Below are 13,167 nucleotides of genomic sequence, written 5' to 3' on the forward strand. Positions count from 1 at the left end.
GGAGTGAATATAGTATAGCGTGAAACAAATCAGCAGGAATGCGTTTCCTGCTGATTTGTTTATGTGCAGAGAAAATGCTCTATTTTTACTTGTAGAGACATATAAAAATAGAAGAGAGAGGGAGGGGAGATAGCCGATGAGTCATCGTGAACAAATCAACGTACTCATTTTTTCAGACCCTGGTGTGGATGATGCATTTGCACTTATTTACGCCATGCTAAATCCGGCTTTTAATATTGTAGGCATTGTGAGTGGGTATGGAAACGTAACAAAAAACGAGGCGGTTGCGAACACCGCTTATTTATTGTCTGTTGCAAATCGAAAGGACATTCCGATTGTTGCGGGTGTAACGGGACCGTTATCTGGAGAATATAGCGAGTTTTATCCGCAAATACATGGCGAAAACGGAATTGGACTATTGAAAATACCAAAAAATTTTCATGCACAGGCCTACAACTTTGATACGATTGGGAAAATCATAGATGCATATGCACATAACCTTACCATTATTAATATTGGTCGCCTAACGGATCTGGCGATTTGCTTTATTCTTCATGGCGATGAATTTATGAAAAAAGTAAACGCTTTTTACGTCATGGGAGGAGCTTTTTTAGTGCCAGGGAACGTGACGCCAGAAGCAGAAGCGAATTTTCACTCGGATCCTATTGCGGCCAATTTAGTGCTTGAGCGTGCTCATCCAATCTATTTATGTCCCCTTAATATTACAAACCGCTCGATTATTACGCCTGCTGTTATGAAGCAGATTATTGATCAATGCGAGAATCCATGTAAAACGATTTTTCACGATATGTACACCTTCTATTTTAAAGCATATGAAAAGCTTTCCCCTGGTATCCAAGGGGCCCCTCTCCATGATGTGTTATGTGTCAGTGCGGTCGCAAATCCCGGTATGATCCAATACGTTCAAAGAGCCGTAACCGTTCAATGGGCTGGGCCAACGAAAGGAGAAAGTAGTGCAGACTTTCGAGCGAAACCTACTCAAGTGGAGGACGAGAAAAAGGAATTTATCGGACTAGACTTTGATGAGAAAGCATTCATAGATGATTTTATTAAAACAATGACACGTAAAACAGACCTTTAATTCTATAGAGAGGAGGAGAGACGGTGGTTGAACTAAATGGTCATACTCTATCAATGAATGATGCAAGACGTGTGCTCTTTCAAAAAGAGTCAGTCTCAGTCCATCCAAAGGCGTGGGGAAACGTTAAGAAAAGCCGTCTGGCGGTGCAAAATATCGTTGAGTTGGATCAAGTCGTATATGGGGTCACGACAGGTTTTGGAAAGCTGAGTGATGTATCGATTCCATCGAAGCAGGTAGAAAAGCTACAGCTCTACTTAATTCGTAGTCATGCTTGTGGTGTAGGAGAGCCATTTCCTGAAATCGTGTCACGAGCGATGCTATTATTACGGGCGAATACGCTTATTAAAGGATATTCAGGCGTGCGCACGGAGCTCATTGAATGTTTGCTTCAATGCCTAAACGCGTCGATTCACCCTGTCATTCCGCAGCAAGGATCACTCGGAGCAAGCGGAGATCTTGCCCCTTTGGCGCATCTCGCTCTCATGCTTGTTGGTGAAGGAAAGGTGTATACGAGCAAGGGAATTCGACTTGCTGAGGAGGCTCTTAAAGAAGCGGGAATCACGCCACTGACCCTGCAGGCTAAGGAGGGACTGGCTCTTATTAATGGCACGCAGGCTATGACAGCTATGGGACTAGTTGTCTATTTAGAGGCGGAGAAGCTCGTGCGTCACCTAGATGGAATTGCGTGTATGACACTAGAAGGCTTACGTGCAATTACGGACGCTTTTGATGAAGACATTCACATAGCAAGAGGGTACGTCGAACAGATTGAGACAGCAGAACGGATTCGGTCCATTTTGGTTGATTCAAAGCTAACCACGAGGCAAGGAGAGCTTCGGGTTCAGGACGCGTATTCTCTTCGCTGTATTCCGCAGGTGCACGGGGCGACAAAGCAAGTTATGAGTTATGTAAAAGAGAAACTGCTTGTAGAAATGAATGCGGCTACTGACAATCCACTTATTTTTTCTGATGCGCATAAGGTGTTATCGGGAGGGAATTTTCACGGACAGCCTATTGCCTTTGCAATGGATTTTCTAGGGATTGGATTATCAGAACTCGCCAATATTTCAGAGCGCCGAATTGAACGACTTGTAAATCCTCAGCTCAATGATTTACCGCCTTTCTTAAGTCCATCGCCTGGGCTACAGTCAGGGGCGATGATTATGCAGTATGTCGCAGCGGCTCTTGTATCTGAAAACAAAGTGTTAGCACATCCTGCAAGCGTCGACTCCATCCCTTCCTCTGCGAATCAAGAGGATCATGTGAGCATGGGAACCATCGGTGCTCGAAAAGCTCACTCTATTTTAATAAATGTACGACGAGTGGCGGCCATTGAAGCGATCTGTGCGATGCAAGCGGTAGAATACAGAGGGGTTCATAAAATGAGTTCTGTAACGAGAGAATTTTACGAAAAAATGCGTAAGATTGTACCATCTATTCAGGAGGATCGCCCCTTTTCAGAAGATATTGAGCGGCTAAATGATTGGTTAATAGACGATGAACCATTATGGAAGTGAGGGAAAAAGACGATGAGACAAATTCAAGCGGCACGAGGCACGAGTTTGACATGCAAGGGCTGGGAGCAGGAGGCAGTACTCCGAATGCTGATGAATAATTTGGATCCTGAAGTAGCGGAACATCCGGAGGAACTAGTCGTGTATGGTGGGATTGGAAAAGCAGCACGAAACTGGGAGTCATACGAAGCGATTGTCAAACAGCTGCAGCTTCTTGAACATGATGAAACGCTCCTTATTCAGTCTGGAAAACCAGTAGGAGTAATGAAGACGCATGAGGAAGCACCGCGTGTTCTTTTATCAAATTCTGTTTTAGTTCCTAAATGGGCGAACTGGGAGAGTTTTCGTGACTTAGAGCAAAAAGGACTCATGATGTACGGTCAAATGACTGCAGGAAGCTGGATTTATATCGGGACGCAGGGGATTTTACAAGGAACGTATGAAACATTCTCATCGCTTGCAGCGCAGCATTTTCAAGGATCTTTGAAAGGAACCTTAACGGTAACGGCAGGCCTTGGGGGAATGGGTGGAGCACAGCCCTTAGCGGTCACAATGAACGGTGGAGTCGTCATTGCTGTAGAGGTAGATGAATCAAGAATCGAAAAACGGATTGCGACTCGTTACTGTGATAAACAAACGTCTTCGATTGAAGAAGCCATTTTATGGGCACGAGAGGCAAAGGCTGCGGGAAAAGCTCTTTCCATTGCGCTGAAGGGACATGCTACAGACGTATTGGAGTATTTACATGCGCATCACGTGGAAGTGGATGTAGTGACGGATCAAACGTCTGCTCATGATCCTCTATATGGATATATTCCGGATCAGATGACTATTGAGGAAGCGGCACAGCTGCGAAAAACGAATCCGAATCACTATACAAAAGCAAGTAAAAAAAGTATGGCTCGTCACGTTCAGGCAATGCTTGCCCTTCGTGACAAAGGAGCCATTGTGTTTGATTATGGAAATAACTTGCGCCAAGTGGCCAAGGATGAAGGAGTAGAAGAAGCATTCTCTTTTCCAGGATTTGTCCCTGCTTATATTCGTCCTCTCTTTTGCGAAGGGAAAGGACCATTTCGCTGGGTAGCCCTATCAGGTGATCCAACCGATATTTATCGAACCGATCAGCTCGTAAAAGAATTGTTTCCAGACCGAGCAGATTTGCACCGGTGGATCGACCTCGCACAGGAAAAGGTCGCGTTCCAAGGACTCCCGGCAAGAATTTGCTGGCTCGGGTACGGAGAGCGTGAGGAATTTGGATTGGCTTTAAATGATTTAGTAAGAAAAGGGGAGCTTAAAGCGCCCATTGTTATTGGGCGTGACCACTTAGACTGTGGATCTGTCGCTTCCCCTAATCGTGAGACGGAAGCGATGAAGGATGGAAGTGATGCGGTAGGAGATTGGGCGATTTTAAACGCGCTCGTGAATACAGCAGCAGGAGCAAGCTGGGTCTCTTTTCATCACGGAGGAGGTGTGGGAATGGGGTATTCTCTTCATGCAGGCATGGTTGTTGTAGCTGACGGGACGGACCGAGCCGATCGAAGATTAAAACGGGTGTTAACAACGGACCCAGGAATGGGCATTCTTCGCCACGCTGATGCGGGGTATGAGCAAGCGAAGAGCGAAGCCAAAAAACACGGGATTCCAATTCCGATTATGGAGAGAGAGCAATGAGATCGTTTGACTTGATCCTTACAAATATCGGTCAATTGCTTACGATGGATTATGGGATAGAAGCGCCTCTTAAGGGAAAGGAAATGAATCAATTAATTGTGCAAAAAAACATGGAAATTGGCATTGTAGATGGACGTGTGGCATCGATCAGAGAATGCCAACATGACCGCTCATGGACGGCCAAAAAAGTGATTGATGCAAAGGGAAAGCTTGTTACACCTGGGTTGGTTGATTCTCACACTCATCTTGTATTTGGTGGATCCAGAGAACATGAGATGGAGTGGAAGCGCCAAGGGGCATCTTATTTGGAAATTTTGCAGCGAGGCGGGGGGATTTTATCAACGGTCGAGGCAACAAGAGCGTTAGATGAAGAGTCTTTGTTTAAAAAAGCTAAAAAGCACTTGGATCAGTTTTTACAGTACGGTGTGACAACATTAGAAGCGAAAAGCGGCTACGGACTAAATATCGAAACAGAAATGAAGCAGCTTCGTACAGCAAAAAAACTCCATCGCTCACATCCAATTGACATTGTTTCTACCTTTTTAGGTGCGCATGCTGTGCCGAAGGAGTACAAACAAAATCCGGACGATTTCTTACAAGAGATGGTTCTATCACTTGATCTTATTCAGCTAGAAGGTCTTGCTGACTTTGTGGATATATTCTGTGAAACGGGCGTGTTTTCCATTGAGCAATCAAGAGCTTATTTAACAGAGGCCAAAAAGAGAGGGTTTCGTCTGAAAATTCATGCGGATGAAATCGATCCATTAGGAGGAGCAGAGCTCGCTGCTGAGCTGGGAGCCACTAGTGCAGATCATTTGGTTGGCACGACCCGCACAGGAATTGAGCAGTTAGCTGCTCAAAATGTCATTGCGTGCCTTTTGCCAGGAACCTCATTTTATCTCGGAAAAGAAAAAGGAGCAAATGCAAGAGACATGATTGATGCCGGAGTAGCTGTTGCTCTTGCAACGGATTTTAATCCAGGAAGCTGTCCAACTGAAAATATTCAGCTTATTATGACGCTTGCATCGCTTCAATTAAAAATGACGGCTGCTGAAATTTGGAATGCGGTGACGGTAAACGGAGCCTATGCGATTGGAAAAGGAGAAGAGGTAGGAAGAATTAGAACGGGGCAGCAGGCTGATATTGTCCTTTGGAATACGCCCAATTATCACTATATTCCTTACCATTACGGAGTTAATCACGTCCATTCAGTTATCAAAAAAGGTCAGCTAGTATGGGAGAATAGCCGATGATTCATTTAACACCACCGGGGAATTTGTTTCAAGATCAATATGTAACACGAGCAAGTGAGCTACTGCGAACGTGGCAGGGAGAAGTCGTTCATTCTTATGGGCTAATTGGCGTCCCATTAGCCAAATCGTCCATTAGTCATTCAGGTGCACACCTAGCGCCTGCCGCTTTTCGTCAATCTTTAAGCAGTTTTACAACGTATGCAGTAGAATCAGGGTGTGATTTGCAGCGGGAGAGAATCATTGACTTTGGTGATATCGCTATGCACGCAACGGATGTTACAGAATCACACAAGAGAATCAAAGACACCGTTTACGAACTACTGCAGGAAAATGAGAAACTGTTTCCGATTATCATTGGTGGTGACCACTCTGTGAGCTATCCCGCTATCGCTGCGTTTCAACAGGCACGAGGAAAGACGGCCGTCATTCAGTTTGACGCCCACTGTGATGTGAGAAATCTGCAAGACGGTGGTGTGACGAACGGGACCCCTTTTCGCAAGCTTCTTGAAGAAAAACACATTGAAGGAGATTACCTATATCAAGTGGGGATACGCAATTTTGTTAATAGCGAGGCATACATTCACTATGTGAAACAAGCTGGTGTGCGAATGGTAACGATGGAAGAAGTAGAGACAGTGGGGATTCAGAGTGTCATTCAGTCCATTTTAAAAGAGGTTGGAGAAAAAGCGGAACACCTGTATGTATCACTAGACATGGATGTGCTCGATCAAGCCTATGCACCCGGATGTCCGGCAGCAGCACCCGGAGGCATGACGTCTTCAGTATTAATGGAAGCCTTAAATCTAATTGCACGCTCTCCTCTGTTTTCAGGCATCGATATTGTTGAGGTAGATCCAAGCGTTGATTTTCGCTCTATGACAAGTAAGCTGTCTGCTTACTTGATTCTTTCACTGCTAACAAAACGGATGAAGTAAGAAGCAGATATTTTCTGCTTCTTTTTTTATGAAGCGCTAACAAAATAGGAAAAAAGACCGAAATATACAGGGGGGAATTTACTTTTTATACATCGGAGGAACTTATGAAGTTACTTAAATACTTATCCATACGTAAAAAGATGACGGTACTATTAATCATTGCTTCACTAGCGCTTCTTATGAGCAGTGTCATTACGTTTACATCGTTGAAAAAGGTCATTGACAACTCAGAAGTAATGTACAATCAGCGAATGAAAGCAAACGACTGGATCAATGAAATACGGTACAGCATCCGAGCATCAGAAGGCTATTCACTAGAGGTGATGTTATCAAATGACGAATCGCAGGAGGCAGGTCTTCGAGATAGCATTGCTCGTTTGAAATCGACATCAGCCGTATACATAAAAAAATATGCTGAGCTGCCGCTTTCAAAAAAAGAGCGCGCGATACTTATAAGTACGCAAAAAACCTTTGAACACTATCGTATTGAACGAACAAAAGCACTATCACTAGCGTTTGATGGGAAAAATGAAGAAGCTTACAGCTATTATGCGAATAATGTTGTACCAACACGAAATGCCGTTTATCAATCACTTGATATCATTGCAAACAGCAACAAAGATAAAATGGAAGAACTCAATAAAAAGAGTAAAGATGATGCATCAAAGGGAATTATGATTTTGGTCATTTCCACTCTAGTTGCACTTGTATTAATTATCAGTGTAGGAATGGTAATTGTACGTACGATCACAAAGCCGCTAAAAGAAATTCAAGGACTTATGGCTCAGGCTGGACAAGGTGATCTCACGGTTCGAAGCACGCATAAAGGAAAAGACGAGCTTGCGAAATTAACAGAAGACTTTAACGCGATGCTGACGGGATTAGGTTCTATTTTAATTACGGTTCATGAGAGCGCCGTTAGCCTTACACATACGTCAGAACAGCTGTCTGAAAAGAGCGATCATACTAGACAAGCCGCTGTTAATTTAACTGAAAATATTGAAGAACTTGAAGAAGGCGCTATTACGCAGCGCACAAGCACAAATGAAAGTGCAAGAGCGATGGAAGAGATGGCAATTGGAATTAACCGCATTGCTGAGTCTGCTTCTACGGTGTCAGAGTCCGCTGTGAAAGTGTCAAAAGACGCGAAGAGTGGAAATGAGCTTGTGCAAAATACCATTGAACAAATGGTTTCTTTGCAACATTCCGTTGAAGAAACAGCAGGTGTGGTGAAGCGTCTAGGAGAGCAGTCTGCACAAATTAGCCAAATCGTCGACATTATTACGTCGATTGCCGAGCAAACGAATTTGCTGTCCTTGAATGCTGCAATTGAAGCAGCAAGAGCAGGTGAACATGGAAGAGGATTTGCAGTAGTAGCAGATGAAGTGAGAAAATTAGCAGAAGAATCCAAGCGCTCCGCTGAGCAAATTACCACCTTTATTCAGCGCATCCAGCAGGATACGGAACAAGCCGTTAAAATGATGACAAAAGGCTCTGCAGATACAACAGCGGGAATGAAAGCTGTGAGTCAGACGGGTGAATCGTTCAAACTGATCGTTGAACAAGTTGAACGTGTTGCCGAGCAAATTGAAGAAGTATCTGCTATTTCAGAAGAAATGGCTGCGAGTTCAGAAGAGATTTCGGCTTCAGTTGTAGAAATGGATACTATTGCAGACGTATCCTTGTCAAACGCTTCCGAGATCAAAAGTTTAACGAATGCGCAGCTTGGGTCAATTGATAATATTTCAAGCTCTGCTGTATCTCTTCGCCAAATGGCGCAGGATTTAAAGATGATTACAGAATTATTTAAGTTTTAACCAAAGACCCCGTAGGCTTATACGGGGTCTTTTATGGATAATGAGAGAACTATTTCTTCGTGTAGGTATGAAGGAAAGAACGCATCATATGTAACGAGGGGAAACCTCACGAAACCGATTATAACGGAGGTATAAAGCAATGACAAAACGCAACCATCAATCAAAAGCAGGTATGCAAAACAAAAAAAGTTTAACTGAATTCTCAAGCGAGCTTGGAGCTAATAAAAAAGAGACAAAGACTGAAAAATCTCGTCCATAATAAATAGGAAAGAGGGAGAGAACAGCGTCTCACCCTCTTTTCCTTACATAATTAGCTTACCAAAATTTCCACCATTTCGATTTCTTTTCAGTTGCAGCCGCCGTTTGACGGAAGGTTTGAACAAAGTCATTAAACATTCTTTCACGAGAGGCAATGTCTTGCCTAAATTCCTTACGTTCTTTATCCATTTGCTCGTAATAATAAATTCGCTCTTCATGAATTGAGTCTAACAGATCGTGAAGCTCTGTTTCAGACTGCTTTTGTGTTTTGGACATGCTTTCCACTAAAAATTTCACCTGATTCATCGCCACGGTAGAGGAACTAGAAAAACGGTCGAGAATGTAGCGAACTTCTTTTGAATTTTCTTCGCTTGATTTTGAAATGTAGTCAATCAAGTCTTTGAGTTCTTGCGATTGATCGTCAGACAACTCACTCATCTCTTGAACAAGCTGTTTTACCTCATCCAAATCTTTATGTGAAGCATCCGTTAATTTATTGAGAAGGGAGCGCATTTCTTCTTTTTGTCCTTCTTGTGAAGAATGAATTTCATTGACGGTTTTTTGCAGAACTTCTGTTTTTTGTTCCGTTGTTTCCGATATATTTTCAAGCATGTACGACATTTCTTCAAAGTTCGATTCCTGAGAGCGAATCAGCTTTTTGGAGATTCCTTTCATTTCGTCGGCCGTACGTTCGGATGATTCGGCAATAAAGCTTCCGACCGTTTCCATCATCTCATAGGTTTGTTCCGTTCCTTTCGTAATTTCATTGCGAACGTCACCGAGAATTTCATTACGAACTTCGTTACGAATTTCGTTTCGAACTTCTTGAATGAGCTCTTCTTTAAATGAATGAAAAGCCTCAAATACATCTTTAAAATTTTGAACGGTTTGAATGAGTTCTGCTTGGACGATGTCTGTTGGAACCGAAGCTTCAACTCGCTTTGTTTCTTGTCCGACCATTTCTTCTTCATGAAGTGATGAAACGACTTCACAAGACGGTTCTTCCTGCATTACTTCTTCAGCCGCTGCCGATTCTAAAATAGTGTCCACGTCCACTTCGTCCATATTCACAATCGGTGAAGGAGAAGGGGGTTCTGTATAAGCTTTCTCATTCTTTTCTGTTTGTACCTCCTCTTTTATCCCCTTTGCTTTTCTGACGTATGCCTGAATTTCCTCTTTGGAATATTTCTTTGAATAAAGTTCCTTCAACTCTTTTAAAAATAATAGTTCAGCATCTGTATAAAAACGCGCGCCTTGTTTCGTGCGGGGAATAAGTAAAAGCCCTTCTAATTCCTTTTCCCATTGCTTGATGATACGAGGGGGAACCTTGATTTTTTTAGCTGCTTCTTTCATCGTATATGCTTGCATAATATGAATGACTGCCTCCTTTTTTGCGTCTCCCTTTGGTCATACATGTGCTGAATTTATGTAGATTCGCTAGTTATTTACATGATTATTCAGCATGAATAAGCACTTTTTCCTGCAAGGTGACAAAGGTTGTCAAAACTAGACGTAATTAGCCGCCTTTTTTCTTAAAATCGATAAATTCCGCCAAAAAAAATTACGAATCTCTGAAGTGGTATAAGCTTTTAAACATGCGTAATAAAGCGTATAGTAAAGAAAATGAGCTGTGAAAGAAGGAATGAATGATGACGACAAAAGTAATGGTGTTTGATTTAGATGGAACCTTGTATGAGGACACGCATCATTTTGAATATTTTGCTAAACAACTAAGCAAACGATTAACTAACGCCCATGGATTTATGAACCAATATTATGAGGCTGTAGAAGAGAAACATACGCTAAAAGTAGGTACGGTCTATGATCGCGAAAACGATCGCATTTTAATTCAAAAAGAGGGGCGTGTTCTAGAAGCTTTTCAGTGGGACGGGACGCCGCTATTACCTGTTGAAGAGTATTATCCAACGCCCATTACATTTGATTTTCGAACGATGCAGAGTATTGGCGATCTGTGGGGTGTTCCTATTGCGATTGGGAGACACTTTGGGCTTTCGTCTGTCGAAATTAACGAAGCTTTTTTAGAAACGAGACGCTATATGATGAGTGATGAATTCGTCATGTCGCCTGTAGGTGGTCTAGCTGATGCGCTAGAAGAATTAGCTAAAACGAAAAAGCTTGTGCTGATGACGAATAGCCCACAGGTAGATAGTGAGCGAATTGTGGAAAAGTTAGGACTTAAAGGGTTATTTACATACGCCATCTTTGAAGCGAAAAAGCCTGTTAAAACGGAAGAACGCCTTCGAACCATTGCATCACATTTCGGGGTGGAAACAGCAGAAATGATGAGTGTAGGAGATAACTGGATCAATGAAATCAATCCGGCGCGAAAGCTTGGATGCAGCACAATTTTTATTGATGTTCATCAAATTGGGGATGCAAGCAGTGCAGATGTGGTCGTGCATCAAGTATCAGAATTAGTAGCATCTTTGCAGTCGATATAAGAAAAGGCCCCTTTGCTTAGTGCGAAGGGGCCTTGCTGTATTTTGTATAAGAGTATAGAGGTTAAAGTACTCCCCACTCAACCGTAACTCAAGTGTTCCAAGACCCGCACTTAGCAGGTGGGTGTTCTCATAGAAGCATTTAACGTCCTTCTGGCCAGAAGGCATGTTATCCGCGACTAAATGTTGAACTCCCTTAGAACAATCAAAGGTTTGAAACAGTATGAGTATACGGGAATCGCAGGTAAGTCGCCTATTTAGTAGGCGAGTATTAATATATCACCCTTTTTGGTGAAAGTAAAGCATCAAGTTTTGTTGTTTAATTTTTTGATCGATAAATCTGCAAATGATGGAGGAAATAAACGAAAAAAGGCGAAATAAGAAACAAGACATTAAAGGAATTGGAAAAAAGCAGGTAAAGAAGACGTTCGAAATCCAATAAGCGGTTGTGAGGGAATGTAAATGAATATGCAACAACAGATTAAAGTATATGAAATTCTATATCAAGTATGGTCAAAGGAATCGAGCTCTAAATGGACGAAAGAAAATCCTGCTAACGGTCAATGTGGTGTGACATCCCTAGTAGTTCAAGATTTATTTGGCGGTGACATTTATAAAACAAATGTAAAGGGTAGCTGGCATTTTTATAACATGATTGAGGGAAAACGATATGATTTTACGGCTTCTCAATTTCTGGAGCTACCACTTTATGAGGATCAACCTTCTTCAAGAAATGAGGCATTCGAGGACACAAATCATGAGCAGTACACGTATTTGAAAGAGCAAGTCATGCAATTTTTATAGCTGTTTTCGTATGGAACCTTTCTTTTTTGATGAAAGGTTCTTTTTTTCTTGCGATTTTGTTTCGCAGTTGCTACACTAAAAACTAACGATCGTTAGTTAGTTTTGTGAGGAGGATGACAAAATGGGTGCAAAAGAAATTAAACACGAAGCAGCTTTTCTATTTGCTGAGCGTGGATATGATGGAACATCAATGTCAGACATTGCAAAGCGTGTGGGAATTAAAACGCCATCGATTTATACACACTTCAAAGGAAAAGATGACTTGTTTCTATCTATTTTAGAAGAGTCTGCGATGAGCGAATTAGTCTACGTACGTCAAACATTTCAGCAGGAGCAGCCGTTTAAACAGATGATCAAAGAGCTATTTTACAGCTATGTTCATCGTTATCGTGAAGATGTGATGCTGCGCTTTTGGATTCGCACAAGCTTTTTTCCACCTCATGAGCTAGAAAAGAAAGTCGTAAGTAAATTTAATCATTACTTAGATAAACTAGAAAACGAATTAAAAGAAACATTCCAAGAGGCCATTATCGATAAAAAAATCAATGATATTGATCCAGAACGCACGGCGACCGTTTTCGTAGCGCTGCTTGATAGCGTCTTTATTGAACTGTTATACGGGGGATACGAAAGCGTTAATCGTCGTGTACATGCGCTTTGGACCTTCTTTTGGGAGAGTTTACAAACGAAGGAGTGAGTCCTTATGAATAAGTATTGGCTTTTAGTAATTGCTGCCTCTTTCTGTGAGGTTGGATGGGTGGTCGGATTGAAGCACGCAAATAATATAGTAGAGTGGATCGCGACTATCTTAGCCATTGCGGTAACGTTTTGGGCCCTCACGTATGCATCAAGCGTTCTGCCGACAAGCACGGTGTATGCGGTATTTGTTGGGCTAGGAACGGCTGGGACAGTCGTTGCTGAAATGCTATTCTTTGGGGAAGCAGTAAATTGGTTGAAGATTTGCTTAATAGCAACTCTGCTCATCGGTGTCATCGGTTTAAAAGTGGTGACAAAAGAAGAGGAGGCGACGGCATAGTATGGCTTGGTTCGCGCTCGTAATTGCTGGATTCTGCGAAGTAGCAGGTGTATTTACAATGGCAAAGCTGAATGAAACGAAAAATAAGTTGTATTTGGTATGGCTAATTTTAGGGTTTGCGGTTAGCTTTTCTCTTTTAACATATGCAATGAATACCATTGCAATGGGGACAGCATATGCCGTATGGACTGGAATAGGAACGGCGGGAAGTACGGTTATCGGGATGCTTTTTTTACAGGAGCCCCGAAACGTGAGTCGTATTTTTTTTACAGCCCTTGTTCTCGCATCCGTAGTTGGCTTAAAATTAATCGCATAAAA

12 protein-coding genes and 1 other RNA gene are annotated in these 13,167 nt (G+C 42.4%); 11 read left to right on the forward strand and 2 right to left on the reverse strand.

Features of this window, described 5'->3' with window-relative positions; translation table 11 throughout:
• Positions 1-136: 136 nt before the first annotated feature.
• From IE339_RS08545 to IE339_RS08570, 6 genes are all read left to right on the forward strand, one after another.
• On the forward strand, positions 137-1,102 hold the full coding sequence (locus tag IE339_RS08545; RefSeq protein WP_242175404.1) for a nucleoside hydrolase: 966 nt from the start codon (positions 137-139) through the stop codon (positions 1,100-1,102).
• A gap of 23 nt (positions 1,103-1,125) precedes the next feature.
• A complete protein-coding gene (gene hutH, locus IE339_RS08550) occupies positions 1,126-2,619 on the forward strand; it encodes a histidine ammonia-lyase (RefSeq protein WP_242175405.1) in 1,494 nt (497 codons plus the stop codon).
• 12 nt (positions 2,620-2,631) lie between these two features.
• The gene (gene hutU, locus IE339_RS08555) at positions 2,632-4,287 is read left to right on the forward strand and encodes a urocanate hydratase (RefSeq protein ID WP_242175406.1); all 1,656 of its coding nucleotides are present in this window, start codon (positions 2,632-2,634) and stop codon (positions 4,285-4,287) included.
• Positions 4,284-5,540, forward strand: a complete 1,257-nt coding sequence (gene hutI / locus IE339_RS08560; RefSeq protein ID WP_242175407.1) for an imidazolonepropionase — start codon at positions 4,284-4,286, stop codon at positions 5,538-5,540. The genes hutU and hutI overlap by 4 nt, the downstream gene beginning before the upstream one ends.
• Positions 5,537-6,475, forward strand: coding sequence for a formimidoylglutamase (gene hutG, locus IE339_RS08565; protein ID WP_242175408.1), 939 nt, complete (start codon positions 5,537-5,539; stop codon positions 6,473-6,475). Before hutI ends, hutG begins: the two co-directional genes overlap by 4 nt.
• A gap of 104 nt (positions 6,476-6,579) precedes the next feature.
• A complete protein-coding gene (locus IE339_RS08570) occupies positions 6,580-8,292 on the forward strand; it encodes a methyl-accepting chemotaxis protein (RefSeq protein WP_242175409.1) in 1,713 nt (570 codons plus the stop codon).
• A 315-nt stretch (positions 8,293-8,607) separates the two neighbouring features.
• Here IE339_RS08570 and IE339_RS08575 read toward each other — a convergent pair whose 3' ends face one another.
• Positions 8,608-9,918 carry a MerR family transcriptional regulator gene (locus tag IE339_RS08575; protein WP_242175410.1) on the reverse strand — a complete coding sequence of 437 codons (1,311 nt, stop codon included), beginning with the start codon at positions 9,916-9,918 and terminating at the stop codon, positions 8,608-8,610.
• 278 nt (positions 9,919-10,196) lie between these two features.
• On the opposite strand from IE339_RS08575, the gene IE339_RS08580 reads away from it, so the two are divergent.
• The gene (locus tag IE339_RS08580; protein ID WP_242175411.1) at positions 10,197-11,012 is read left to right on the forward strand and encodes an HAD family hydrolase; all 816 of its coding nucleotides are present in this window, start codon (positions 10,197-10,199) and stop codon (positions 11,010-11,012) included.
• A 66-nt stretch (positions 11,013-11,078) separates the two neighbouring features.
• Here the strand turns inward: IE339_RS08580 and ssrS are convergent.
• Positions 11,079-11,259, reverse strand: a non-coding RNA gene (gene ssrS / locus IE339_RS08585) — 6S RNA.
• Positions 11,260-11,471: 212 nt separating this feature from the next.
• On the opposite strand from ssrS, the gene IE339_RS08590 reads away from it, so the two are divergent.
• The 4 genes from IE339_RS08590 (at position 11,472) to IE339_RS08605 (ending at position 13,165) form a co-directional block, all read left to right on the forward strand.
• Positions 11,472-11,813, forward strand: coding sequence for a YunG family protein (locus IE339_RS08590; RefSeq protein ID WP_242175412.1), 342 nt, complete (start codon positions 11,472-11,474; stop codon positions 11,811-11,813).
• Between the two features lie 121 nt (positions 11,814-11,934).
• A complete protein-coding gene (locus IE339_RS08595) occupies positions 11,935-12,510 on the forward strand; it encodes a TetR/AcrR family transcriptional regulator (RefSeq protein ID WP_242175413.1) in 576 nt (191 codons plus the stop codon).
• 6 nt (positions 12,511-12,516) lie between these two features.
• Positions 12,517-12,849, forward strand: a complete 333-nt coding sequence (locus IE339_RS08600) for a DMT family transporter (protein ID WP_242175414.1) — start codon at positions 12,517-12,519, stop codon at positions 12,847-12,849.
• Position 12,850: 1 nt separating this feature from the next.
• A complete protein-coding gene (locus IE339_RS08605) occupies positions 12,851-13,165 on the forward strand; it encodes a DMT family transporter (RefSeq protein ID WP_242175415.1) in 315 nt (104 codons plus the stop codon).
• The last annotated feature ends 2 nt before the right edge of the window (positions 13,166-13,167 follow it).

Source organism: Priestia koreensis, from assembly GCF_022646885.1.
In the GTDB taxonomy this organism is placed as follows: Bacteria; Bacillota; Bacilli; order Bacillales; family Bacillaceae_H; genus Bacillus_AG; species Bacillus_AG koreensis_A.